Annotated in this window: 21 protein-coding genes; 14 read left to right on the top strand and 7 right to left on the bottom strand. The window is 35.8% G+C overall.

The window, feature by feature from the left end:
* Positions 1 to 253 precede the first annotated feature (253 nt).
* From AC3WRL_RS00645 to AC3WRL_RS00635, 3 genes are all read left to right on the top strand, one after another.
* A complete protein-coding gene (locus AC3WRL_RS00645; RefSeq protein ID WP_492329492.1) occupies positions 254 to 598 on the top strand; it encodes a hypothetical protein in 345 nt (114 codons plus the stop codon).
* Between the two features lie 417 nt (positions 599 to 1,015).
* A complete protein-coding gene (locus AC3WRL_RS00640) occupies positions 1,016 to 3,382 on the top strand; it encodes a TonB-dependent siderophore receptor (RefSeq protein WP_492329491.1) in 2,367 nt (788 codons plus the stop codon).
* Between the two features lie 14 nt (positions 3,383 to 3,396).
* Entirely contained in the window at positions 3,397 to 4,542 is a 1,146-nt protein-coding gene (locus AC3WRL_RS00635) for a PepSY-associated TM helix domain-containing protein (protein ID WP_492329490.1), read from the top strand.
* A 33-nt stretch (positions 4,543 to 4,575) separates the two neighbouring features.
* Here AC3WRL_RS00635 and AC3WRL_RS00630 read toward each other — a convergent pair whose 3' ends face one another.
* Positions 4,576 to 5,406, bottom strand: a complete 831-nt coding sequence (locus AC3WRL_RS00630) for a GLPGLI family protein (protein WP_261511639.1) — start codon at positions 5,404 to 5,406, stop codon at positions 4,576 to 4,578.
* Between the two features lie 259 nt (positions 5,407 to 5,665).
* Between AC3WRL_RS00630 and AC3WRL_RS00625 the strand changes: the two genes are divergently transcribed.
* From AC3WRL_RS00625 to AC3WRL_RS00615, 3 genes are read left to right on the top strand one after another with little or no spacing between them, the layout of a single operon-like run.
* Positions 5,666 to 6,916, top strand: a complete 1,251-nt coding sequence (locus tag AC3WRL_RS00625; RefSeq protein ID WP_492329489.1) for an alkaline phosphatase family protein — start codon at positions 5,666 to 5,668, stop codon at positions 6,914 to 6,916.
* 15 nt (positions 6,917 to 6,931) lie between these two features.
* On the top strand, positions 6,932 to 9,889 hold the full coding sequence (locus AC3WRL_RS00620) for a SusC/RagA family TonB-linked outer membrane protein (protein WP_492329488.1): 2,958 nt from the start codon (positions 6,932 to 6,934) through the stop codon (positions 9,887 to 9,889).
* Between the two features lie 17 nt (positions 9,890 to 9,906).
* Complete coding sequence (locus AC3WRL_RS00615; protein ID WP_492329487.1) at positions 9,907 to 11,361, top strand: SusD/RagB family nutrient-binding outer membrane lipoprotein; 1,455 nt, start codon at positions 9,907 to 9,909, stop codon at positions 11,359 to 11,361.
* A 313-nt stretch (positions 11,362 to 11,674) separates the two neighbouring features.
* Here AC3WRL_RS00615 and AC3WRL_RS00610 read toward each other — a convergent pair whose 3' ends face one another.
* From AC3WRL_RS00610 to AC3WRL_RS00595, 4 genes are all read right to left on the bottom strand, one after another.
* Positions 11,675 to 12,505, bottom strand: a complete 831-nt coding sequence (locus AC3WRL_RS00610) for a universal stress protein (RefSeq protein ID WP_492329486.1) — start codon at positions 12,503 to 12,505, stop codon at positions 11,675 to 11,677.
* Positions 12,506 to 12,549: 44 nt separating this feature from the next.
* The gene (locus AC3WRL_RS00605; RefSeq protein ID WP_492329485.1) at positions 12,550 to 13,965 is read right to left on the bottom strand and encodes an inorganic phosphate transporter; all 1,416 of its coding nucleotides are present in this window, start codon (positions 13,963 to 13,965) and stop codon (positions 12,550 to 12,552) included.
* 93 nt (positions 13,966 to 14,058) lie between these two features.
* Entirely contained in the window at positions 14,059 to 14,307 is a 249-nt protein-coding gene (locus tag AC3WRL_RS00600) for a hypothetical protein (RefSeq protein WP_261511644.1), read from the bottom strand.
* Positions 14,308 to 14,525: 218 nt separating this feature from the next.
* Positions 14,526 to 14,921 carry a VOC family protein gene (locus AC3WRL_RS00595; RefSeq protein WP_214834103.1) on the bottom strand — a complete coding sequence of 132 codons (396 nt, stop codon included), beginning with the start codon at positions 14,919 to 14,921 and terminating at the stop codon, positions 14,526 to 14,528.
* 227 nt (positions 14,922 to 15,148) lie between these two features.
* On the opposite strand from AC3WRL_RS00595, the gene AC3WRL_RS00590 reads away from it, so the two are divergent.
* The 4 genes from AC3WRL_RS00590 to AC3WRL_RS00575 all read left to right on the top strand — a co-directional run bounded on the left by AC3WRL_RS00590 (position 15,149) and on the right by AC3WRL_RS00575 (position 17,865).
* Entirely contained in the window at positions 15,149 to 15,898 is a 750-nt protein-coding gene (locus AC3WRL_RS00590) for a hypothetical protein (RefSeq protein WP_492329484.1), read from the top strand.
* Positions 15,899 to 16,053: 155 nt separating this feature from the next.
* Positions 16,054 to 16,563, top strand: a complete 510-nt coding sequence (locus tag AC3WRL_RS00585) for a GNAT family N-acetyltransferase (protein ID WP_492329483.1) — start codon at positions 16,054 to 16,056, stop codon at positions 16,561 to 16,563.
* Between the two features lie 29 nt (positions 16,564 to 16,592).
* Positions 16,593 to 17,177 (top strand): Crp/Fnr family transcriptional regulator, encoded by a 585-nt coding sequence (locus AC3WRL_RS00580; RefSeq protein ID WP_261511646.1) that lies wholly within the window; start codon positions 16,593 to 16,595, stop codon positions 17,175 to 17,177.
* Between the two features lie 61 nt (positions 17,178 to 17,238).
* Positions 17,239 to 17,865: an FMN-dependent NADH-azoreductase gene (locus tag AC3WRL_RS00575; RefSeq protein WP_492329482.1), complete on the top strand. Its 627-nt coding sequence runs from the start codon at positions 17,239 to 17,241 to the stop codon at positions 17,863 to 17,865.
* Positions 17,866 to 17,881: 16 nt separating this feature from the next.
* Here AC3WRL_RS00575 and AC3WRL_RS00570 read toward each other — a convergent pair whose 3' ends face one another.
* Both AC3WRL_RS00570 and AC3WRL_RS00565 read right to left on the bottom strand, forming a co-directional pair.
* Positions 17,882 to 19,198 carry a sensor histidine kinase gene (locus AC3WRL_RS00570; RefSeq protein ID WP_492329481.1) on the bottom strand — a complete coding sequence of 439 codons (1,317 nt, stop codon included), beginning with the start codon at positions 19,196 to 19,198 and terminating at the stop codon, positions 17,882 to 17,884.
* A 101-nt stretch (positions 19,199 to 19,299) separates the two neighbouring features.
* A complete protein-coding gene (locus AC3WRL_RS00565) occupies positions 19,300 to 20,643 on the bottom strand; it encodes a sigma-54-dependent transcriptional regulator (protein ID WP_492329480.1) in 1,344 nt (447 codons plus the stop codon).
* 209 nt (positions 20,644 to 20,852) lie between these two features.
* Between AC3WRL_RS00565 and AC3WRL_RS00560 the strand changes: the two genes are divergently transcribed.
* From AC3WRL_RS00560 to AC3WRL_RS00545, 4 genes are all read left to right on the top strand, one after another.
* Positions 20,853 to 22,094 carry an efflux RND transporter periplasmic adaptor subunit gene (locus AC3WRL_RS00560; protein ID WP_492329479.1) on the top strand — a complete coding sequence of 414 codons (1,242 nt, stop codon included), beginning with the start codon at positions 20,853 to 20,855 and terminating at the stop codon, positions 22,092 to 22,094.
* 135 nt (positions 22,095 to 22,229) lie between these two features.
* Complete coding sequence (locus AC3WRL_RS00555; protein ID WP_214834127.1) at positions 22,230 to 22,952, top strand: ABC transporter ATP-binding protein; 723 nt, start codon at positions 22,230 to 22,232, stop codon at positions 22,950 to 22,952.
* 78 nt (positions 22,953 to 23,030) lie between these two features.
* Complete coding sequence (locus tag AC3WRL_RS00550) at positions 23,031 to 25,445, top strand: ABC transporter permease (protein WP_261511651.1); 2,415 nt, start codon at positions 23,031 to 23,033, stop codon at positions 25,443 to 25,445.
* Between the two features lie 54 nt (positions 25,446 to 25,499).
* Positions 25,500 to 26,798 (top strand): TolC family protein, encoded by a 1,299-nt coding sequence (locus tag AC3WRL_RS00545; RefSeq protein ID WP_214834132.1) that lies wholly within the window; start codon positions 25,500 to 25,502, stop codon positions 26,796 to 26,798.
* The last annotated feature ends 58 nt before the right edge of the window (positions 26,799 to 26,856 follow it).

Here is a 26,856-nt window from a genome sequence, read left to right as displayed (position 1 = left end):
TCAGGAAATTTTGGAAATAGATTCAAATTTGTAATTAGTGAATGGGCAACGAGCGTGACGCTAGCGCCAGCGAGGGAGAACCCAGGAAATAATTACAGGGGGACTGACGTTAAAACAACAGATGTATTGTCTAATAAAATCAAAAAATAAAATGTATAGAATATTTTTATGTCTATTACTAATGTTAATGTTTTCTTGTAAAACAAAAAATAATAGCACTAGTGATTCGTCTAAAACACAAATAGTGAAATTTATGGGGATTGATATGTATTCTACTGAAATAAGTAAAAAAAAGTTTTGGCTATATGATGATGAACATATGTTTTTGTTTATGCAAAAAGCAGATTTTTTAAATAATATAGAGACCTATCGAGAAGAAAAACAAAGTTCACTTAAAGAGTATGCATATGCAATTATAACGCCTTCTAAGGATACTTTATATTCAGATTATTCACTTAAACCTTGGATATTGATCAGAAAGAGAAAAGAAAAATATTATTATGACGACGAAGGTAAAACAGTGAAATTTTTAAAAACTGTTTACCCCTTTTTTAGAGATTGTCCAGATATAGTAAACTTGCAGCCGGCCAGCAAATAAGAATGAAACCTTGCATTTTGCGTGGTTTTTGTGTTTTATACTTCATATAAATGATAAAATAACTCCAAATGGTCTTGCAATAAAGTAATAAAAAATCATTGTTAGTAGGGATTCTTTGGATTGGCTCATTGATAAAATAATATTGGAATAAAAGAGTATCAATACCAAATGAAGAATAAATCTCTCCCTGTTCAAAAAAACAACAAACAAAACACACCCGATCCTGCTTGAATAAAGCAGGATCGTTTTTTTAGAGTTATTTCCAATAAACCACTGTATCGCATAACCTCTAACCACCCACCAATCAGGGATATATTTAATTTTATTATAATTTCCTTAAACTCAAATTTTGTCTTGTTTTAGTGAGTTTAATTCCAGTAATTTGCACGCTATTAATAATAAGACTAAATAATAATAATGAAATTGAAATTACTTATTTTGTTTGCCTTCATTTCTTCAATGGCTATGGCACAGGAGAAAGCGGGAAACAATGGCTCTGTTACAGGTACTGTAACAACAGCTGACGGAAACACTGGACAAGGCGTTGACGTAAAAGTAAAGGAACTGAATATAACCACTACTGCAGGAGCAGGCGGAAATTTTGAACTCAAAAATCTTCCACCGGGAAAATATACGATACAGGTTGCAAAGGGTGGATCTGATGGATATTCCCAGGAAATAGAAATTACTCCTGAAAAAGAAAATGTACTTTTAAATATACAACTGGATTATTCTTCCCAAAAACTGGAAGAGGTGATCGTAAGTTCCGGAGGAAACCGTTTCGCTAAAAAAGAAAGTGATGACGTTTCCAAAATGCCTTTAAAAAACATGGAAAATCCACAGGTGTATTCCATTGTAAGCAAGGAGCTGATGAAAGAGCAGAATATTACAGATTATAACAGTGCTTTCAAAAATATTCCCGGAGCAGGTATTGCGGAAGTAAGAAACCAGGGAAGAACAACCAATATGTCCCGCGGATTTCCAACGCCACAGTTGGTGAGAAATGGAGTAGGCAGTTTTACCTATAACACGATCGATCCGGCGAACCTGGAGCGTATCGAAGTGATCAAAGGACCTTCAGCGACTTTATTTGGAAGTACGATATCTTCATTTGGAGGTTTGTTCAACAGGGTAACGAAAAAACCTTTCGATACTTTCAAAGGAGAAATTTCCTATTCAGCAGGAAGCTGGGATCTGAACCGTTTCACGGCAGATATCAATACTCCGCTGAACCCGGAAAAAACAATGTTATTGAGATTCAATACGGCTTTTCATAGCGAAAACAGTTTCCAGGATGCAGGATTCAACAGAAGCTTTTTATTAGCACCAAGTTTTTCTTATGCGGTCAACGACAGACTGACTTTCTTATTGGATGTAGAATTCGGTGTATTGAAAGGAACTTCCCCCACAAGATTAGCACCATACATTAGCAAAGATCCGACTAAACCGGCACTGGCAACGAGCATAGAGGATATGAATATCCCTTATAGCCGTTCTTTTGCCAATAATACGGTAAACTATAACGGACAGCAGTACAACATTTTTGCGCAGATGAAGTATAAAATATCGGATACCTGGAACTCACAAACGATCGTTTCCCGCACGAGGTCTTCTTCGGAAGGATATGTGGTATCATTATCTGCTTTATCGGATACAACACTGAGACAGTCGGTGACGAAGCAGGATTACCCTTATTACGGAACGGATATTCAACAGAATTTTATTGGAGACTTTAAAATTGGAGAGCATAGAAACAGAGTGGTTGCAGGTGTGGATTTTTACAGCCTGAAAGCCTACCGTAATGATGCGACGGTAAATATGCCGGCTATTGATTACAGAAACCCGGGAGCGGCTTACAATAATTTTACGATATCGAAAATAGAGCCATTATTCAATAATGTGACCTTCAATAACTTTACATCGAACAACGAACAGACGTACAGCGCGTATGTGTCTGATGTTTTTAATGTGACCGATAAGTTCATTGCGATGGCCGGAGTAAGATTAGACCGATATTTCAATAAAGGGTCATATTACCCGGAGAAAGATCTGACGGTTGGGGATTATAATCAGACGGCGTTTTCTCCGAGATTCGGTTTGTTGTACCAGTTAATTGACAAAAAATTATCCTTGTTTACCAATTACATGAATGGTTTCAACAACGTAGGAGGTTCTGATTTTAATGGAAATCCTTTTAAGCCAAGCCAGGCCAATCAATGGGAAGGTGGGGTGAAACTGGATCTTAATAAGATCAGTGCCACAGTGAGTTACTACAATATCAGAGTAACGAATATGACCCGTCCTGACCTGGATCATACGGAAGGCAGTTTCCTGATTCAGGATGGAACACAGATCAGCAAAGGTTTCGAAGTTGAATTGATTGCCAATCCGGTTCCAGGATTAAATATTGTGGCAGGATTCAGCTACAACGATAGTAAATATGCGAAAGCGAGTGCTGATGTAGATGGTTTAAGACCTTCCACAGCAAGTTCTCCAACGATGGCGAACCTTTGGGCGAGTTACCGTTTTATCAATGGACCGTTGAGCGGTTTAGGTGTTGGGATCGGTGGAATTTACGGAAGTAAATATTATCAGACGAATACCCATACCTTTACCTTCAGTATTCCGGAATACACGGTATTGGATGCTTCAGTTTTTTATGACAGACCTAAATTCAGAATCGGTTTTAAAATCGATAACTTAACCAACGAAAAATATTGGTCGTACCGTCTGGCAGCTCAGAATCCGACCAGAGTGACAGGAAGTTTTACATTTAAATTTTAATAATCAGGGATCCGGTGGCGAACAAGAAATTTAAAAAAGCAATACGACAGATTCATTTGTGGCTGGGTTTAGTGACCGGGATTATCGTCTTTGTGATTTGTATCACCGGATCCCTGTATGTTTTTGAAGAGGAGATACGGGATTCAATGGGTAAAGAATTTCTGCATGTCGAACCCGAATCAAAACCTTTTATAGGGCTTGAAAAGATCATCCTGAATTTCCAGGAGATCGCCCCGAAAGAGAAGATCAATTCGATCAGAATAAGCGAAAATGAACCTGGTGCAACTGTTCAGATCCTGAACAAAAAGAAACAGGTCTTTTATTTTAATCCATATACCGGAGATTTGGTTGGCAAACAAGGCAGTGATTGGCTCAATGTGGTTTATGATCTGCATACTTCCCTGATGCTGGGCGAAACGGGTAAAATGATTCAGGGCTGGAGCGTCGTGATCTTTTTATGCATGCTGATAACCGGCTTAATCCTTTGGTATCCTGCAAAAGTAAAACAGGCGAAACAAAGTTTAACGATCAAATGGGAAGCTTCTGTAAAACGGAAAATTTATGATCTGCATAATGTATTAGGATTCTATGCCTCGATCTTTCTGATCATTATCGCGCTTACAGGAACTTATTTTGCTTTTTCAGGGGTTAAAACGGCTGTAGAGTTTGTAACCAACTCCAAATTAAGTAAGGGAGATCATTCAATGAAGATGACTATTGATCCGAAAGCTAATTTAGCAGTAAGATATAATGCGATCTATAAAACACTTACTGAAACTTACCCGGGTGCTATTTCAATGACTTATTCAATTAGGAAAAAAGATGAAATGCGTGTGCGGATGATCTATCCTTACCAATGGTCGGCCCGTAAACAAAATACTTTCTTTTTTAACCAGAAAACAGGAGAACTCTTACGTGGCAAGCTATACAAAAACAATAACGCAGCAGATACGGTGGAAGCGGCTAATTACGATCTTCATACAGGAAAATTTTTCGGAATTATAGGAAAGGTCTTATGGCTTTTGGCATCATTGATCGGAGCATCTTTACCTGTCACCGGTTTTATCATGTGGTGGAACAAAAGAAAAGCGAAAAAGAAAAAACCGAGAAAGCATCATCACCAGCATAGAATTTTGAAAAAACTGGAGGTAAAACAATAGATAACTTACGCTTTGGGATTTAAAAAAATCACTCTATTTTATAATATCATACTTCAAAAGGTTATTCGTCTTTTTTAGGGCATTTTTGTTATTCTGCTCCATAATTCTGTAAAATTCGGAGCTTGAAACTTCTTTACCTTCCATATAAAAAGTCATCTTTTTACCATTATCCTGATGAGCTTCATCATTCATTTGTACAGAAGGTTTCTCATAAAAATTTTTAATAGCTTTTTTTAAATCATTTTCATTAATCGATAATAGATCTGACTGGAAATAATAGGGTATTTCATTGATGTTGAATTGAGGCAATGATTTTATTTCAATCAGACTAAATGAAATACCTTTGTTTTCATCTTCCGCTTTTATGATCAGACCAGGCAAACCCTGAAGCAGGTAAGGGCCATCCTGCACCGGAATATCAGTGGTAAACCATACCGTCCATTTTCTTTTGTATAAGGTAGTGGTTGCTTTTTGAGCAGAGTATCCCAAAATATTCTTTTTCTCAGGAAAAATCTTCCAGTCCAATTTCTTTTGTAAACTTACTTTATAATCAATAAGGCAGTTTGTATAGAAATTGATGTCAAAGCCAGGATAATTTTTTATAACGACATCCAAAAAATTGATGTTCTGATAAGGGAAATCACCCATTGGGGTTTCTTTATTTTTTATTAAAGAATCCAGTTTTAAAACTTCAGCAGCATAAAACTTAGATCCTTGTTGCCCTATATCCAGATTTAAAAATTCTTTTTCTTTAATTTCCAGATGGGTTGAATCCTTTGCTAAAAAATATTCATACACAAAACGTTTATTTTGAGCGTTAATAATTGATGAAACAAATAAGAAAAGGAAGATGAGTTTATACATTTCTTAAAATTAAAGGTCAGTTATACTTGAGTTAATATATTGTTTTTTAATATAATAAATGTAAAAATAGTAAAATTTAAAGTTTAATCTGGATATTGTGATATAATTTATTAACGCTGATCAATAAAGGCTTATATCTGTATTTTAACGTATGCCAAAGGGTTTAATGAAAGTTAATATATTATTTAAACTTGTTAATGTTTTGTTAAAAGATAGTGCGTGTTTTTTGTGGAATTTTGCCAGGATAAAAAAAGATAAAATGAAGTTCCTGAAAAATCCCGTAATTATTCTTATTTCTCTTCTTAGCTGCAATGCTTTTGCTCAAAAGAATACACCCCAGAAAAAAGTAGTTTTTATCATTGTAGATGGTATCGCTGAAGATATGCTGAACAAAGCTGATATTCCCAATCTTAACAGGATTAAAAAAGATGGTGCATTACTGAAAGCTTATGTAGGTGGAGAAAAAGGGAGCTATAGCGAAACGCCAACCATTTCTGCAGTAGGATATAACAGCTTGCTGACAGGAACATGGGTAAACAAGCATAATGTGTTTGATAACGATATTAAAGATCCTAATTACAGTTACCCAACGATTTTCAGACTTTTCAAGGATCAGTTTCCCAATAAAAAGACGGCTGTATTTTCAACTTGGGAAGACAACCGTACAAAGCTGATTGGTGAAAACCTTGATGCTACAAGGAAAATAAAAATGGATTTTTCCTACGATGGAATGGAAAAGGACACCCTGCATTTTCCACATGATAAGCAAAGTGGATACATCCGTAAGATCGATAGTCTGGTAGCCGGAAAAGCAGCCAGTTATATCAAAGAAAATGCACCGGATCTATCATGGGTTTATTTAGAATTTACAGATGATATGGGACATCGTCATGGTGATGGTGATATTTTATATAAAGCGATTTCTTATGAAGACCGTTTGATCGGAAAAATATATGATGCGGTAAAAGAACGTGAAGCGAAACATGGGGAAGACTGGTTATTCGTCGTGACTACAGATCACGGAAGATCTGCAAGCAATGGAAAAGGTCATGGCGGACAGAGTGATAGAGAGCGTAACACATGGATCGCTATTAACAAGCCAACGATAAATACCTATGCAAAGAATAACCGGGTTGGAGTTACGGATATTTTACCTACCATCACAGATTTTATGAGCCTGAGTGTTCCCGAAACATTTCAGCAGGAAATAGATGGTATTGACTTACTTAAAAACAGAACTGCTTATCAGTTAAAGGCTTCTTTAACCTCTGATAAAACACTGGAACTTACCTGGAAAACAACGGGTCCTTCTAAAGAACTTGGTGAAGTATATATTACAGATACCAATAATTTCAAAACCGGAGGTAAAGATCTTTACCAGTTATTGGGACAGGCAAATCTTGGCAGTGGTAAGTTTAGTTCTACATTAAAAATTAACAATTCCAATATCTATAAGATCGTTCTCAAAACCAAAGAAGGTTTTCTGAATACCTGGATCACAACCAAATAAATAAGGAATCTACTTATGAAATTACACCTTTTAATCGGCCTGGGCTTAGTCACAGGCTTAGAAGTTTATGGTCAAAATGTACAGAAGATAGATGCTGCTGATACGATAGCGACCCACGAAAAAAAGATCGATGAAGTTGTTATTACAGCTTTAGGAATCAAGAAAGAAAAGAAAACATTAGGGTATGCAGTACAGGAGGTAAAAGGCGAAGTTTTCGAAAAAGCAAAAGAATCGAACTTTGTCAACTCACTCTCAGGACGTGTTGCAGGACTAACGATTAAGAACAGTACCGATCTTTTTCAGGATCCGGGAATTAATTTAAGAGGGTCTAAACCACTTATCGTTATCGATGGAATTCCAGACAGGACGGCTGACGTATGGAGAATCAATGCCGATGACATTGATAATATCAGTGTGTTGAAAGGACCTACTGCTTCCGCATTATATGGATCTGTGGGTAAAGATGGAGCGATTATGATTACAACTAAGAAGGGAAAAAAAGGAAGGATGACTATTTCCTTTAATAACTCTACGATGTTTCAAAGCTCTTTTATCCGTATTCCAAAAGTTCAAACGGTTTATGGTGGCGGAAATAACGGGAAATATGCTTACATAGATGGAAGCGGCTCTGGAAGCGAAGGAGGTGGATGGATCTGGGGGCCAAAATTAGATCAGAAAGATCCTTCTACGCCAAGCGGATATTATGAAACCCCACAATACAACAGCCCGATTGATCCGACAACCGGAAAACCAATACCACTACCATGGATCTCCCGCGGAAAGAATAATATTAAAAATTTCTTCGATACCGGAATTATTCAGTCCAATAACATCAGTGTGGACTGGGGAAATGACAAAGCAACTTTCAGGCTTTCCCTTTCCAATATTTACCAGAAAGGTATTGTTCCGAATACAGATCTGAAAACAACATCAATAAGTTTGGCAGGTTCTGTAAACCCTATTGAAGGCCTTACGATCAATTCTTCCTTAACCTACAATAGAGAATATACTTCCAATTTCCCGGAAGTAGGCTATGGGCCGACCAACTATCTTTATAACCTGGTATTATGGACGGGTGCTGATGTAGATGTAAGAGATTTAAGAAATTATTGGGTAGCAGGAAAAGAAGGTTATCAGCAAAGACATTACAACGTGTCTTATTATAATAACCCCTACTTTCAGGCTTATGAATACCAAAGACCTTATTATAAGGACAATGTAATGGGCAATGTAAATATGGAATATCAGATTATTCCGAAATTATCTGCCAAAGCTCGTGTCGGAACCAATGTATATGCTTTGAACCGTGAGTATAAGGAGCCTAAAAGTTATATTGGATATGGTAATAAATCATTAGGAAACTATACCCAGATAAATGGGAATTATTTTGATATCACCTCCGAGCTAGGTCTTAAATACCAGAATAGGTTTTCTGAAAACTTTATGCTGACAGGAGAGGGCTATGTATCCAATTATTACAGAGAGCTTAAGAAAAGTGAAATACGTACCGATGGTTTGGTAAATCCAGGCTGGTATAACCTTTTTAACAGTGTAGGGCCTTTATTTGCTCCAAAGGAGGGAAATAGAAAAGAATATGAACTGATCAATAGTGTGTATGGTTATGTAGATATGGAGATTTACAAAGCGTTCTTCCTGAATATGACTGCACGTTATGACAAAGTATCCACGCTTCCGGATGGAAATAATGCCTATTTCTATCCATCTGTTTCCGGATCAGTAATGCTGAATCAGCTGGTCACTCTTCCTGAATGGATAAGTTTTGCTAAACTGAGAGGATCTTTAGCACAGGTTTCCAACGGTAAAATATCCGATGATACCTATGGCTATATTTCTGCATTTACAAAAAATGATATCAGTTGGAATGGGCAGTCAACATTTTCTTTTGGCAATACCCTCATCAACGCGAATATAAAACCTGAAACCTCAAACTCATGGGAGATAGGGACTAATATCGCGGTGTTGAAAAATAGGATCAATTTAGATGTGGCTTACTATCAAACCCGCGATTATAATAATCTGACCAATATTCCTTTGTCAGAAAGTGCAGGTTATGATTATTTTAAAACAAATGGAAATGTTTTCCAAAGAAAAGGAGTGGAGATTACCGTAAATGCGGATATTGTTAAGAAATCAGATTTTAGATGGAGTACTCAGCTGAATTTGAGTCATTACCGTAGATATCTAAAAGAAGCCTATGGAGGAAATGGATATACAACGATTTATAATCCTGCTAATGGCAGGGAGAATTTCATCAGAGAAGGTCAGAGGGCGGATCAATTAACTGCAATACCTTATGAAACCTCACCTGATGGGCAACTGGTTCTGAAAAACGGATATCCTGTGAATTCTACAGCGCCTTTCGAATCCAATATGGGTTATTCTGATCCGGATTGGACCTATGGATTCTCTCATAACTTTGGGTATAAAAATTTCTCACTCTCATTACTGTTTGATGGAAGAATTGGTGGAACAATGTATTCTACAACCAACCAGAAAATGTGGTGGGGTGGTATTGATCCGGGAACAGTGAATCAGTACAGGGATGATGCTAATGCAGGAAATAATACCTATATCGCACCAGGGGTAAGAGTGGTTAGTGGCTCTATTACATACGATCAGAATGGGAATATAAAATCTGATACCCGTGTTTTCGCTCAAAATGATGTTGCAGTAAATTACAATGCCTATATGCAAAGTACGAGCAACGCTTTTGAACGCAATTACCATTATTACAAACAAACTTTTATTAAATTAAGAGAAGTTACCCTTACCTACAATTTCGAAAAATCTTTTGCAGAAAAACTGAATGTCTCTTCAGCGAGTATTTCTCTGATCGGAAGAAACCTCTGGTTGGCTTCAAAGATTAAAAATGTGGATCCCGATTCCGGGGTAGACCAACTTCAGACTCCGGCGACCAGAAGTTTTGGGGTAAATCTTAATGTAAAATTCTAATTATAAAAACAAAAGAAATGAAAGCAGCTAGAATATACATATTCCTATTAATATCAGCAGCAAGCGTAATAAGTTGCAGCAAGACTGAAGATTTTCAGGATGATCCCAATCGTCAAACAAGTGTGGATGCCGAAAATATCCTTCCCGGAATTGAAGTAAGTGCCTTTAGTAATATTAAGGCTGAAGCTGCCCTGGCATCCAGGCAGCTCACCTACATCAATGGAGTGAATGCTCAACAGTATTACAACTGGCAGAGAGGATCTTTTGATGCTTATGACAATATTAAGCAGGTGGAAAAGATGGTAGAGCAAGCGAATAAAAAAGGGGGGAAGGAGTATGTAGCATTGGCTCGTTTTTTCAAGGCTTATTATTTTATCTCATTATCTGAAACTTTTGGTGATATTCCTTATAATGAAGCAATAAAAATGGATAATTTTTATCCAAAATATGATGATCAGAAAAGCATTTATAAAAATGTTCTTGCTGAACTGGCCTTGGCTAATACGGAGCTTGCTAATATGAGTACAGTGATAAGAGGCGATATTATCTATAATGGAGATTTGTTTAAGTGGAGAAAACTGATCAATTCTTACCGTTTGAGAATTTTAATGGATTTGTCCAAAAAGACAAATGATACAGATCTGAATGTGAAACAGACATTTGCTGATATTGTAAATAATCCTGCACAAAATCCAATTATGGAAACGAGTGAAGAAAGTGGGCAATTATCCTTCTATAATCTTGTCAATAACCGGTATCCATTTTTTAACAGTAATGATTTGAAAACAGCTTATTATATGGAACAGAGTTTTGTAGATAAGCTTAGAACTTCTAAAGATCCAAGGTTATTTAAAATGGCCGAAAAGAAAACGAGCACGGTAGGAACCACACCGACAGATCCTTTTAGTTTCTATGATGGATTGTACGGCAGTGGAGATTTAGGGCAAAATTCTATAAAAGCTTCTAATGGGTTGGCATCAAGGATTAATCCAAGATATTTTGATGATCCGATCAACGAACCTACATTACTAATGGGGTATTCAGAACTGCAGTTTGTTTTAGCTGAAGCGGTTGTACGTGGATGGATCAGTGGAAATGCAAATACCTATTATTTAAAAGCAATTAATGCTTCTATGAGCTTTTATAAAATAAATCCAACTGATGTTAGTGCCTATTTAGCACAACCATCCATCAATCTGCAACCTGGAAAAGAGATCGAACAGATCATGGATCAAAAGCATACGGCATTGTTCTTTAATACGGGCTGGAGAATATTTTATGATCAGAGAAGGACGGGGTTTCCTAAGTTCAATACAGACGGACCAGGTATTTTGAATAATGGAAAAATTCCTAAAAGATGGATGTACCCTGCATCAGAAAATAGCACGAACAATGCAAATCTTAACAGTGCCATTACCAAGCAATATCCGGGTGGTGATGATATTAATGAAACCATGTGGCTGATTAAATAAAAGATAAATAAACTTAATGGTTATTTAAATAGATCTCGATACATTTTCCTCCATTTCATTACGAAAAACACTCGATCTGACGGTAGAAGAATGTTTGTATTGTGAGGAGAAAATGAACAACGTCACTTCGAGTAGATTTTGAAAAAATCGTATCGAGAAGTATTTACTTTTGAAATAGTAAGATTATAAAAATTTGATTTCAAACAGAACTTCTTTAAAGTTTAAAGCTTAATTAAAACTGATCATAAATAAAACTCCTGTCTCAATGAGGCAGGAGTTTTTTATCGTGGCATATAAAGAGATCAGTTTCATTTTATTCATGAAGTATCAATATGGCTTTGATGGATTTATTTAATACCTCATTTACGGTGCTGCTTGCAAATAGACGGTAAATGATATTATGATTTCGTTTTACCAGACATAATATATCGGTTTCATTTTGCTCTATAAAATCGATGATTCCATTTGATGTTTTACCATCATCCTCAACATAGTTAAAGTTAATTTCTACCGAAGGAAGCTGTTCTTTTAATTTTTTTTCACCATTTTTTATGGATTTAGGATCCATATCTTTTTCGGAAATATGAAGGATCTCCAGTTTCTTTGGCTTGGTTGCCTTCAGTATCTGGTTGAGTGCTTTAACATCCCTTACTGATAATCTGGTTGTTTTATAATCCGTAGCCAGGGTGACCACCGGAACAGATGGTAAAGTACTTTCTAAAGGCACAATTAATGTTGGAATACGCATTTTTGTAACCGCCATGCTGGCATTGCTACCCACAATTCCTTTAATACCAGTAGCTCCTGTAACTCCCATTACTAAGAATGATACCGAATTATACTCTACATATTTGGTGATTACCTTGCGTAAAAAACCTACATCACAGATGGTTTTAACCTGCACATCTTTATAGTATTCATTTTGCTTAAATGTTTCGGCCCATTCTTTTAAGGCAGATCTTTTTTTAGCGTAATAATCTTCAATGAAAATAGCATTGTATGTGCTGTTATTGATGCCTTCTGTTGGATGTATAGCATGAATAACCGCAATTTCCATCTGTAGGATTTTAGCAAGAGATAATGCGTATACCATCGCATTGCTGGCACTGTTTGAAAAATCTGAGGCAACAAGTATTTGTTTCATTTTTTTTCGGTTTTAATAAAGTGAATTAATCAAAATTTGTGATCTTATATAAACAGATGGAAGAATAGAAATAACAATAAAGATAATAAAATAGAAACAGGTAAGGTAAGTACCCAGGCAAGACCGATACTTTTTAATGTACCTGCATTCAGGTTGCTTTTACCGCCTGATGCAACCATGGAACCTGCTATACCACTTGATAATACATGGGTCGTACTTACAGGTAACCCCAAAAGTGTGCTCATACCAATAGTGGATGCTGCCACAATTTCACTTGAAGCGCCCTGGGCATAATTTAAATGTTCATTTCCTATTTTTTCTCCGATGGTTACTGCAATCCTTTTCCAGCCTATCATTGTACCTAATCCCAATGAAACAGAAATTGCAATAATAACCCAGATGGGAGCGAATTCGGTTAGTTTTTTAAGTTCAGATGCCTGATGGTTAAGGGCTGTTCTATTACTTTCATTAATGACGAGGACTTTATTTTCATTAAGTGCTTTAATTGATTCTACCAGCGCTTCTACTTGTTTTCTGAATTTATAAGTCCCTTCCTTATCTTTTTCACTTTTAAATTTAAGATGTGTTTTTACAGCATTAATATCAGTATTGAGCTTGGTGAATTCTGTACTATTTTTCGTGTTGTCTGCAGCAATTGTTTGCAAAATCCTTTCCGTTTGGTGTAGCGTAGTGATAATTTTATCGTTAGGAATACTATGATCGATTGCAAATTTGGCAGGTAGAAAAGCAATTAATATCAACATAAAAAGACCTACTCCTTTTTGTCCGTCATTACTGCCATGAAAGAAGCTCACTAAAGTACAGGTCGTTATCAGAATAGCTCTGATTAATAAAGGAGGTCTGTCATTTTCGCCCTCAGGGATATGAAAAAGAGCTTTATATCTGACTACATGTTTTAAAAATAGCATCAGTAAAACGGCTAAACCAAATCCAACAATCGGAGAAAGAATAAGGGACAAGCCGATTTCCTCAGCTTTATGCCAGTTTACTCCTTTGCCTCCGTAATACCATGTAAAGCCTAAGCCGGCACCGATCAAAGCACCAATAAGAGTATGTGAACTTGAACAAGGGATGCCTAAATACCAGGTACCTAAATTCCAAATAATAGCGGCAAGTAACACAGCAAGAACAAGGCTTGCTCCAACAGCGGTCGGTAAGGTCATTAAAGTGTCCATCGGAACCAGTTTCAATATTCCCATAGCGACAGCAATTCCACCAGTAAAAACGCCTAAGAAATTCCATAATCCCGACCATGGAATAGCTATGACTGGTTTAAGTGCTTTCGTATAAATGACGGTTGCTACTGCGTTGGCTGTATCATGGAATCCATTAACGAATTCAAATGCTACCACGGCAAGCATACAAAGTGCAAAAACGATGACAAGACCTGTAGTTAAATCTGATTCCCCTAAGAAAGGGATGAGTTTATTTAAAAGCATAATGTGCGTTTTCTTGTTTAAATTGAGTTAAGTTGATCGTTTGGGATAGGTCGTCAGAACTTTTAATGGATATACTATGCACTACACCAACTATCAGAGGTATCGCAATCGAGCTCTAAGAGCATCATCTTTAAGATCATTGGTAATATTTTTAAAATTTGTGAAACGATTATCTGAATCAGAAGGAAGGATAATCTCAGGAAATTGTGTGTTTTGAAATTGAATTTGTAGATACTCCCTGGTTTTACGATCGTGTAGATTGTAATTTAATGGAGTATTGTTGTTTTGCGCTGCAGAGATAACAGATAGAGCCAGCATTAATAGCAACAGATCTTTTTTCATTTCTGTAAAAGTAGAATGTCTATATTATTCTAATGTCAATAAATGATTAACCTTCTGTTACATATTTTTGAAAAGAGAATCTATTTCGCTTAGTAAATCGTTTTATTTAGAAATAAAAAAGACCCGGGAAGGCTCCCAGGTCTAAAAGAATATTAAAATAATGAGTGGTGACAGATTTAAATGGGAAGGCTCAAATCATTTTGCCTTCAGGAGAATACTTAGCTGAATTTTTTAATGGCTTCCGGTGTTACTGGAGTGAAAAAGTTGATTAAATTTCCATCAGGATCACAGAATAGGAGCGACCGGTTACCCCAGGGCATGGTAGTCGGAGTCTGAATAATGTTATCTGTCATATTTTTAATCCTTTCATATTCGTCATCAACATTGGCAACAAGAAATTCTATAATGCTGCTTTTACTACCAGTTGATTCTGTCATATTTTCACTAAACATCTTCATAGTGCGGGTGCTTCCGATAGCCAGAGTAATTGAATCTGTTGAGAGTTCAGCAAAATCTTCTGTAAACCATTGAGCCGTTAATCCGATTGCCATTTCATAAAATTGAACAGATTGTTTGATGTCTTTTGTAATAATTCTTAATGAGGTTAACTTCATAATGTTTTAAATATTTAAACAAAAGTAAGGCAGGGTTATGACAACAGCGTGTCAGGAGGTTTGGACTTTTTTATAAAAGCTTTTATCTAAATAAAATGTTTAAAGACAAGTTTCTTAATAAAGTATTGGATTTAGAGAATTCTTCAACTTTTTAGAAAGGCTGATTCTCAGGTAGATGATATTTTGTACATTGTCAATTAATTAAACATGAGTAAAATACATAGCTTATGAAGACAAAATATATCTTCTGTAGTTTCATCCTTTTACTGTTACTGAGTTGTGGCAAAAAGGAAACGATATATAAGGGACAATATCAAAATCAGCCAGTTACAGTGAATATGAAGTCAACCCCAAACTTCAGCTCAAATACAGTTGATTATTATGTTCAACTTGGAGACTTAGAGCCGGTAACTATTAATGCCCATACAATAGATCTTTATGGCAGGCCTTACAGCTATTCTATTTTTAAGGATATTCCTTATTTTATGATTGAGCCAGATACCGTTACCTACAAAAACAGAACCGGAAATAATGACATAAAAACAACCATGCTCTATATAGATCCCAAAGAGCATGACGTGAAAAGCTTTACTGCCTATGCCGGTTTTTTTTCTAAAGAATGGCCTCAGATACAAGAAAAATTACGTAAACTTCCCAATATTTACTTTGATATAAATCTTATAGGCGTTGCATATACCCAAAATAAAGACCTTATACAGTATTTTGAAGGAGAGAAAAATGGTAAACCTTATTTCTTTGATATCACTCCGGATGGTGTTATCTCATTTCATGAAGGAACGCCTGAGAAAAATGACTTCAATCTCCAAGGAAGTGGTTTGGCAGAAAAAGTAGAAATGCCAGGCAAGGTGATCAATATGATTGATACTACCTTTTATAATCGATCCACATTACGACAGTTTAAAGACAGCTATGGTAAGAGCATGGAAGATTATTTTACAATCAAAACAAAGCAATAGTCTTTCCTTTTCTTACTAAAGATTAAATAGAAATATTTCGATATTCATTCGCTGAATTTTCAATCTTAAAATTAGATGTATTTTTATACATTCGCAATCTAATGGTACTGCCTGGGTAAAAGGTTTCATTAGTAAAACCATGAAATACAGATATAATGATCAGTACAAAACTTTTTCAGTATGATAATTTCCCCAATATCAATGGGGATAGAATATCACTAAGACAGATTTTAGACAAAGATATTCCTGAGCTTGTTGAAATATCTTTCTATGATGCTATTCAGGCAGAGACTGTTGAGCAAGCAGCAGAAATGCAGTCTAAAATTAACACAGATTATATCAATGGAAACTCAATTCATTGGGCTATCGTAGATCATGCGATCGATAAGATTGTTGGAACCTGCGGCTATTACAGGGGTTTTAATAAAGGAGAAGGAGAATTAGGCTGTGTTTTATTACCCCAATATAAAGGGAAAGGGTATATGACGGATGCCATGTTATTGGCCATTGATTTTGGCCTTCATCAGATCGGGCTCAAACGTATCTGGGCTGCCACAAGTCAACAAAACACAAAAGCAATACAGCTTCTGGAAAGACTGGGATTTAAGAAAATTGCGGATCTGGATGATAATGAAATCGAATTTGAGTTAAGTCAAAAGAGTTGATAATAAACTAATTATTAAGTGACCATGTTATGAAAGAGGATGCTTTAATAAAAAATATTTCCAAATATGTAACCCTGACACCGGAAGAGATTTTAATTTTTAAAAGTTTCTGGACTGAAAAGACTTTGGAAAAAGGAGACTATCTTTTGAGAAACGGAGATGTTTGCCGATATGATAATTACGTGGTTTCAGGATTATTAAAAGCATTTTATATCAATTCTGAAAACGGGAACGAGGAAATTCTCTATTTCTCAATCGATGACTGGTGGGCTACCGATCTGGACAGTTTTTCCAGACAAAAGGCTTCTATTTACAATATACAGGCACTTGAGAAAACCATTCTTTTACAGATCAATTATCACTCTTTTCAAAAGCTTTTAGTAAAAATACCACAGTTGGAGCGGTATTTTCGGCTTATATTGGAAGGATATCTTGTCGCATTGCAAAAAAGAATTATTTACAATAATATATATGATGCCGAACACAGATATTTTGATTTTCTAGAAACCTATCCGAATATCGCTTCAAAAGTACCTCAATATTTAATTGCTTCCTATTTAGGGATCTCTGCAGAATTTATCAGCAGACTGCGAAAAAAAAATAAATCATCTTGAACTAGATCAATTTTTCTACATTTTATAATTGGGAATTTTGCTTCATAATAATTACGAAGCAATGAAAAAAGTATTGATCATTAACGCAAGCGTTAGAAATGAAAGGTCCTACAGCCGAAAACTTTCACAACTTTTTGTTGATAACTGGAAATCGAAATATCCACTGGATATATTTAGTTACCGGGAAGTGGGAACTGATATAATTCCGGGGATTGATGAGTCCTGGATTGCGGGAGCATTTATAAAGCCCGCAGATAGAAGTGAAGCCAGTGAAAGAGCATTAAGTCTAAGTAATGAGCTGGTGAATGAATTGAAAGAACATGATATCTATGTTATTGCTACACCCATGTATAATTGGTCGATACCAAGTGGGTTGAAGGCATATATAGATCAGATTATGAGATTCAATAAAACCTGGAAATTCAGATCCGGAGTTCCTGATGGTGATTATGTAGGTCTACTTGAAAACAAAAAGATGTTTATATTGTCAAGCAGAGGCGATACCGGTTATGGCGAAAATGAGAAAAATGGGCACATGAATTTTCAGACTACCTATTTGAAATTTATTTTCGGTATTATGGGAATAGAAGATATGACCATCTTTTCGTTGGATAACGAAGAATTTGGTGGTGAGATATTTGAAAAATCTAAAAATGAAATCTTTGAAACGATAAGTTCAATAGAATAAAATCAGGCTTAATAAATCATCCTAAAAACCACAGTTCAAAGCTGCTTCCTTCCTCCAGTGCCTGATAATTGAGGTATCCGCCATGCGCTTCCATAATACTTTTAGTAAGGGTAAGCCCAATTCCGGAACCGTTATCTCTTGTAGTGAAGAATGGAAGGAAGATCTTGTCTTTGATCTCGGTCGTAACCCCTAAACCATTGTCGGTTACACTCACTATAATACGATTGTTATGAGATCGAACGGTTGTTTTGATTATTTTATGTTCTTTGTCAGAAACAGCAAAAATAGCGTTAAGGTAAAGGTTAATAAGACTTCGTTCTATCATTTTCTCATCTGCTGAAACGATAAAATCTTCTATTTCCAAAACAGGCAGAATATGTTGTTTTTCAAATTCACGTTTCAGAAAACTAACGGCAGACTCAATCACTTTTTTCAAAGAAACACGGGCAAGGACAGGTTTAGGTAATTCTGCAACCTGTCGGTAATTATCTACAAAGCTTAAAAGTTGTCTTGATTTAGAATTAATGATCATCAGGCTTTCTCTCATTTCCTGCTGATCTTCTTGATCTACAGTCTCCTGATTGCTGATATATTCCAGATTCTGGATCAGGCTGTTAACAGGAGTCAGGGTATTCAGAAGTTCATGAGAAATAACCTTCATCAGATTATTCCAGGCCATCTTTTCTTTTTGTTCAATGATTTTTTGAACAGATTCCAGAGTAATAACATAAAATCGATGTTGCGTATTTCTTACCTGTTTGGTTCTGAGAGAAAAGGACTGTTTCGAATTTCCCCGAATAGAAATATCAAAAAATTCCTGAGAACTGTTATATCCGGTATCTTCAATAATTTTATAGAACTCCGGGACTTTTGAGGCATAGAAATTCCAGCTGTTATATTTAGGGATTTGTAGAATATCAAGAAAAGCATCATTTACATAAAAGACATCCCAATCTTTACTATTTTCTGAAAGAATCATAAGACCCGTTTCCATCTGATCCAGAATACTTTCATAGAGGAGTTTGTAGGAGGATAAAGAAAATTGCTCCTCTTTGCTTTGGTAATATAATCGTATGCTGTTGTCCAGAAGTTCTGTTCCGTCTTCTTTGGGAAATAGTGAAAAATCTTTTCTTCTGATCGATGAGATGATTTTTTCGGTTTTTGAAATCTGTGTTGTTAATGAGGAATTAATTAAAACTACGAAAACGATCATTATGCCACCAAAAAAAATAGCGCTAAACCATTTCTCTTCCAAAAAGAAATGGTAACATACGATTCCACTTATTATAGCAAGGAAGTTATAAATTAACCATAGGTAATTGTATTTACTCATAATTTACCAATATTTTAATAATAAAAAATAACAATTTTGTACTCGCTTTTTTTTTATTTCACGATTAAGGCCCGACATCTGATATCTGGTATCCGCTTCTATCATATTCCAAATTTCTCCATTCTCCTGTAAAGAGCAGCCCGGGAGAGTCCCAGATCTTCTGCGGCTAAAGAAATATTTCCGGTATGCTTTTTTAAAGCTTTTTTAATCAGGATCTCTTCCATTTCTTCAATATTGAGATTGGTGATTGTATTTTCATTTTCTTCGGGCTGAGGCATTAATAGCTGAAGATTGATATCTGTTGAAAGAATAACACTTCTCTCAATGGAATGATCCAGTTCCCGGATATTTCCCGGCCATGGATAATTTTTTAGGATAAGCAGTAAATCATCATTAAGTTCCAGATTAGGTTTATGATATTTCTGCTTATAACGATCCAGAAAATACTCTGCTAAAAGGGCAATATCTTCCTGTCTTTTCCTTAAAGCAGGAATCTGAATTTCTACCGTATTGATTCTATAATACAGATCCTGACGAAAACGGTTTTCAGCAACTGCTTTTTTCAAATTTTCATTGGTTGCAAAAATAAAACGCACATCCAACAAACGCTCTTTAGATTCTCCTAATCTCGATAACTTTCTATTCTGGATCAGACTTAGTAGCTTCGTTTGAAGTTGGAGGGGAAGATTTCCAATCTCATCAAGAAAAACGGTTCCATTTTGAGCATTCTCGATTTTTCCGGCGTAATCCTGATAGGCATCTGTAAATGCACCTTTTTTATAACCAAATAATTCTGATTCAAAAAGACTTTCCGAAATACTCCCTAAATCAATATGAACAAATGGTTGATTTTTTCTATCAGACTGCTCATGTATGGATTCTGCCAGTACATATTTTCCGGTTCCGTTTTCTCCCAAAAGAAGGATGTTAGCATCTGTAGGAGCTACTTTTCTGATCTGCTCAAGAACTTCCTGCATTTTCAGGGAATGACTTTCCAGTTGATACTGGTTGTTTTTTTGACTCACATTTTCCCATTGGCTAAGCTTTTTATTTTTTCTGGAAATATCTACAGCAAGATTAACAGAAGCATATAACTTCTCATTATTCCAGGGTTTTAGAATGAAATCCGAAGCTCCATTTTTTAAAGCTTCTACAGCCAGTTCTACTTCGCCATATGCAGTCATTAAAATAATAGGAAGATGAGGTTCAAGTGTTTTGATTTCGTTCATCCAATATAGGCCATCCTGTCCATTCTCAAAACCTTTTCTGAAGTTCATATCCAATACAACAGCATCGATTTGATTTTCGATAATGAATTTCATGATCTGAGCAGGCTTACTGAGACAGCTCACTTCTGAAAAAAACTTTTTAAGCCAGACCCTTGCAGAGAACAGAATATCTTCATCATCATCTACAATTAAAATATGAGCTTCTTTTTTACGCATGTTATTTTTTATTGAATGTATTAAAGCTAGTTCTTTATTATTAAAAATCCTCGGTTAAGTGTTCATTTTCGCACAAGAAGTGTCCGATAATGAACAGTTAATACCCTGTTGTCAAAAGTATTATTTCAGATTTTCAGGGACTTATAGGTTTATATTTTTCTGGCACTTCTGTTGTGTAATCTATTGTAATAAAAAGAGTTATCTTTATTATGGATACGAAAATAGTAAAAAAGAAATCGAAATTAAAATTTGTTTTAGGTGGATTGGGAGCAGTAGTCATATTATCGTTGTCGGGAATGTATTTTAGCCAACAGAAAAAAACCTATAATGTGGCTTCAGAAGATATTCAGACGGATAAGGTTACCCAGGGTAAGTTTGAAGATATGCTGATGGTTACTGCACAGACACAGTCTCTTAATTCCTCTCTGGTAAATGTTCTGGAAGGAGGTGCTGTTAAAGAAATTTTTGCTGAAGATGGGCAGATGCTTACGAAAGGGCAGCCTATTGCAAGGGTGTATAATCCCAATACAGAATTCAACTATATGAATCAGGAAACTGGGGTTATGCAGCAGATCAGTCAGATGAGGACAACGCTCCTTGAACTGAAAAATCAGGAACTGGCTCAGGATAAAGAAGTACTGCAGGCACAGAATGACTACAATACGGCACTTCAAAATTTTAATCTTCAGAAGCGTCTTTATGATGCTGAGATTGGAAAAAAAACAGATTATGACATCAGTATGCAGAATCTTAATTACCAGAAACAACGAAAATCAATTGTAGAAAACGGATCTTCCAGTGAGAAAAAGTCCCGAAGCTCCCAGATGTCAGCGATTAACACTTCGATCGGGCAAATGGATAAAAGTCTCCAGATCTTGCGCTCTAACAAGAATAATTTCCTGATTATGGCTCCAGCTTCCGGAAGGCTCTCGTCCTTTACGATTACAGAAGGAGAGAACCTGACCAGCGGTCAGAGTATTGGAAAGATTGACCTGATGGACGGTTATAAGCTGGTCGCGAAGGTAGATGAGTATTACATCAATAAACTCCAGAATGGGATCAAAGGAATCCTTGATAATGACAGCCAGCCTTATGAAGTAGTGATCACAAAAATTCTTCCAGAAGTAAAAGACGGACAATTTTCTGCTGAGCTTAATTTTACCAATAAGAAGCCTGCAAATCTGAAAATAGGGATGACTTTTGGAGTAAAACTAAAACTTTCGGCAGATACGCAAAGTACCATGATTCCTAAGGGAAATTTTTCCAAAGACACGAACGGAAAATGGGTATTTGTTGTAAAAGGAAATAAAGCTGAAAAAAGAAATATCAGTCTGGGAAGAGAGAATCCATTATATTATGAGGTGAAATCGGGACTGAAGGCTGGGGAAACAGTTATTGTATCCGATTATTCTGATCTTAAAAAATATGAGATCCTCAACATTAAAAATTAAAAATATGAATACTTTTAATTTCATAGAAGTGTATGATTAATAAAAGTATTCCTTTAACATAATAAAATTTCACTGATGAGCCTTAAACAGCGCGTAGTCAGTATTATAAATACTAAAATTTAAAAAATAATTAAAATGATCAATATTCATAATCTTTCAAAAATTTATCAATCAGAAGATGTACAAACTCATGCATTAAATAAAGTGAGTCTTAGCATTAAAGAAGGAGAATTTTTAGCTATAATGGGACCTTCAGGTTGTGGTAAATCAACATTTCTAAATATCCTTGGGCTTTTGGATTCTGCTTCAGCAGGTTCTTACCAATTTTCAGAAGTGGAAATGGTAGGACTTAATGAAAAAAGAAAATCAGATGTTCGTAAAAGAAATATAGGTTTTATTTTCCAGAATTTTAATCTGATAGATGAATTAACGGTCTATGAAAATATCGAACTTCCTTTGATCTATAACGGAATTTCACCTTCAGAAAGAAAGAGGAGGGTAGAAGAAATTATGGAGAAAATTAACATCAGCCACCGTGCAAAACATTATCCACAGCAGCTTTCGGGAGGTCAGCAGCAAAGAGCAGCTGTAGCAAGAGCTTTGGTAACAAAACCTAAACTGATCCTTGCTGATGAGCCAACAGGAAACCTGGATAGTTCAAATGGAAATGAAGTGATGAACCTTCTGGCAGAACTTCACAGAGAAGGTTCTACTATTGTGATGGTAACGCACTCTTCATATGACGCGGGGTATGCTTCCAGAATTATCAATATGAAAGACGGAGAAATTTTTAATGAGGAACATGCTTCCCAGAGGAAAGATGTATTTGCAAAAGCAGATGCTGCAGAATTTGAATAAATCAGGAGATTTTCCGGCTTGTATTACTCAGATCATACCAAAATGATCTATAACATTCATTATTAATAACATACAATTATGCTTAAGAACTGGCTCAAAATTGCTTTGGTCAATTATAAAAAAAACGCATTATCCACGATCATCAATATATTTGGACTCACCGTAGGTCTTACAGGATTTATGATGATCCTGATGCATTGGAATGATGAGGAATCTTATGAAAAATGGAATCCTAAAAAAGATCAGGTTTATGCTTTTCAGCTTTATACCAAAAAAGATAATGCTTATGGAAGTACTATATCTTATCCAATGGCCTTTAGTGCTTCAAAAAAAATCCCAGAAGTTCAGGATTATTTGCTTTTCAGCAGCCCAACAGGCTATAAGATGACGACAAAATACCGGACAGCTTATCAGCAAGACGGACTTTTATCATCAGAAAGCTTCTTTAATTTCTTCCCGTTTAAAATAATTTCAGGAGAACCTAAAGATGCTTTAAAAACAGAAACATCTATTGCTATTTCTAAGCAAACGGCAATAAAATTATTTGGAAGGACCAACGTTACCGGAGAATCAATAAAAATTGAAAATAAGGAGTACATCGTTACGGCGGTTTATGAAATTCCAGAAGGAAACAGCCAGGTAAAGCCGGAATTTATTATCAATCCCGTAGAGCAGTTGAGAAATGACAGGGAGCATTGGAGCGACTTCAAGTACGGATCTTTCTTTATGCTAAAAAAAGGAACAGATCCTGCTGTTTTTGAACAGAAATTCAATAGAGATATTATTGAAATGAGGGCGGCTATTGAAGCTAAGGCTTCTGGTATAAGTGTACAGGAGTTTTTGGAGAAGTATGGCCCAAACAATGGTTTTCTGACTCCTTTAGATGAAATTAGACTCCATGCAAAAGCATCATGGTTTGGAGTTGGAGATTTCAAAACGATACTCATTCTATTTTTCCTATCAGTGATGATCGTGGTTTTATCTGCCATCAATTTTATTAATTTAAAAACGGCAGAAGCTTCACAGAGAGGAAAAGAAGTAGGTGTAAGAAAGGCGATCGGAGGGACAAGGTTTTCTCTGATGATGCAGTTCCTTTTAGAGACCTTTATGATATGTATACTGTCGTATTTTCTTTCGTTGGCACTAACGGAACTTTTACTTCCCAATTTCAATAAGTTCTTTGATAAAGAAGTAAAACTGAATGATTGGCATATCTTCATCTATTCATTGGGAATGGTACTTGTAGTCACTTTAATATCCGGACTCATTCCTGCCTTCTATCTTTCAAGCTTCAAAGCCATTGAAACCCTTAAAGGAAACTTTTCACGAAGCAAACATGGGATCTGGTTGAGAAATGGAATTCTTACCCTCCAATTAATGATTTCTTCATTTTTTATTATCGGTGGCCTGATTGTAAACAGCCAGGTAAAACATATGATGAATAAAGATTTAGGTTTTAATGGAAAACAGATCATGCTCATTACCTTCAACGAAAATAATCCGAAACCATGGTTAAAATATGAACGTCTTAAAACTCAACTTTCAAAGATAAATGGAGTAGAAGCAGTTTCTTATGGTGAAGCTGTTGCAGGAAGCAATCGGAGAAGCAGTTCAAATATGGATTGTATGAACCAGACGATTAATTCAGATTACAGTTCAATGGATTATAATTATCTCGAATTTATGGGTATAAAACTATTGAAGGGACGGTGGCTGAATCCTGAACTTGCCTCCGATACGATCAACAATATGATTGTAAATGAAGCGTTCGTAAGAAAATTTGGCTGGAAGGACGATCAGATACTTCAGGGTAGCTTCACTCCGGGATTTGATGACAGTAAAAAATACAGAGTTGTAGGAATTGTCAAAGATTTTAATTTCAGAAATCTAAAACTTAAAGTAGAGCCGATCGCGTTTTTCCATTATAAAGAAACCGATCGCAAAAGATTTGATGTGTATAATATTCAGGTGAAAATTAAACCTGATGATATCGAAGGGACAGTTAATGGGATTAAAAAATACTGGGAAAATTCTGTAGAGCCGGGGTATCCTTTTGAGTATTATTTTGTCAGCCAGCGTTTTGCCAGAACTTTTGTGCAATACGAGAAACAGAAAACCACATTTTCTATTCTTAATGCGATGGTATTGATGGTTGCTTTATTAGGACTTTTCGCACTTTCTTCCTTAATGATTGAGCAAAAACTGAAAGAAGTAGCGATCAGAAAAACATTGGGAGCATCAGACCGTATTTTGGTTTTTGGATTAACGAAACAATTCCTTTGGATCGCAGTCATAGCGGTATTTATGAGTATTCCGATCTGCTATTACCTGATGAATGAATGGTTGAAAGATTTTGCTTACAGGATTGATATGCCGGTCTGGCCATTTATTGTGAGTTTCTGTGTCCTGTTGGCATTAACGTTTGCTGTTGTAAGTATCAAAGCTTATAAAGCAACAAAAGTGAATTTAGTGAAATATCTGAAATATGAATAATTAAGTTCCTCATTAAAAATTGCTTTTAAAATATATTTAAATCAGAACGTACTCATGAAAAATTTCATTTTCATATTTTTTATCAGTCTTTATCCCGGACAGCAGTCCTGGAATCTGCAACAATGCCTGGACTATGCCTCTGCAAATCATCCATTGATCAAGCAGGCGACTGTTGCGGTTAAGAAAAACGAAAGACTGATCAGCGCATCACAAGGGATGTTGCTTCCTTCTATAGGAGCAGGCGTTAATCATACATACAGCTTTGGTTCTTCAATTAACCAATCGAGCAATCAAAGAGGAAAGCTAAATACTCAATATGATGAGTTTAATGTAAAAGCGGATTGGGAACTTTTTAATTGGAAAAATTTTCTTACTATTTCTCTGTCCAGGCTTAATAAAGAAACCAGTAACTACAAGCTTAAACAAGCTCAGAACGACGTAAAGCTTAATGTTATTCAGATGTTTTTTGCTTATCAGAACAGCAGAAGCTGGCTTGAAGTTTTGGAAACTCAGATCTCAGGAATTGAAGATCAGATCAAGCGTACTGAAAAGGAAGTAGAGATAGGGAACAGGCCTAAAAGTGATGTATATGACATCAAAGCCAATTTAGGAACTCTTCAAGAACAATGGGTGTCTGCAAAAAACCAACGTGATCTGTCCAAAATTAATCTTCTCAATGCGATGGCTGTTACTAAGGATTCAATCGATTTTGTGATGAATGATGATGGGGTCTTTTCTGAAGCCGAATTTCAGGATCCGGATTTTACAAAAAAGTTATTGGAGAAAAATCCTGCCTATCAATCGGTAATGGCAGAGATCGATGCTCAGAAAAAGAGAGCAGACGTTGCAAGAGCAGATTATTTACCTACGATCAATGGCAGATACAGCTGGTCCAGCTTTTATAATAAAGTTTTAGGAAAAGATGATGCTTCTGCAATAGGATTCTCAGATCAGTTTGCACAAAACAAAAATCAGTCTTTATCTTTTGGACTCAATATCCCGATTTTCAATAAATTACAGGTGAAGAACAATGTGGAAATAGCCAAACTGAATGTGATCAATTCCAATTACGACAAGGAATTGGTTGTCAATAATCTTACACAGAGTATTAACTCTATTAAGGCTCAGTTTCTGAATGCCCAGGAGAAATATCATCTTCTGGATCTAAATTTTGAAAATCAAAAACTGTCTTTCCAGAAGTCTGAAGAAAAATATAAGGAAGGATTAATGGATGCCTATACCTTTTTCGTGGTGCGGAATGGATGGCTTCAGGCCAATTATAATCTGATAAGCAGCAAGAATGATGTTATCCAACAAACTGAGCTGTTAAAAGTATTGGAATCCGGTTTATAGATTTGAAAAACGAATTTCAGTATTAAAAAAAATAACCCTATTTAACATTCATTATATT

This window comes from Chryseobacterium sp. FW101-FHT12H09 (genome assembly GCF_058790395.1).
The sequence above is the reverse complement of the archived record's forward strand: the minus strand, read 5'-3'. Positions and strand labels throughout refer to the sequence as shown.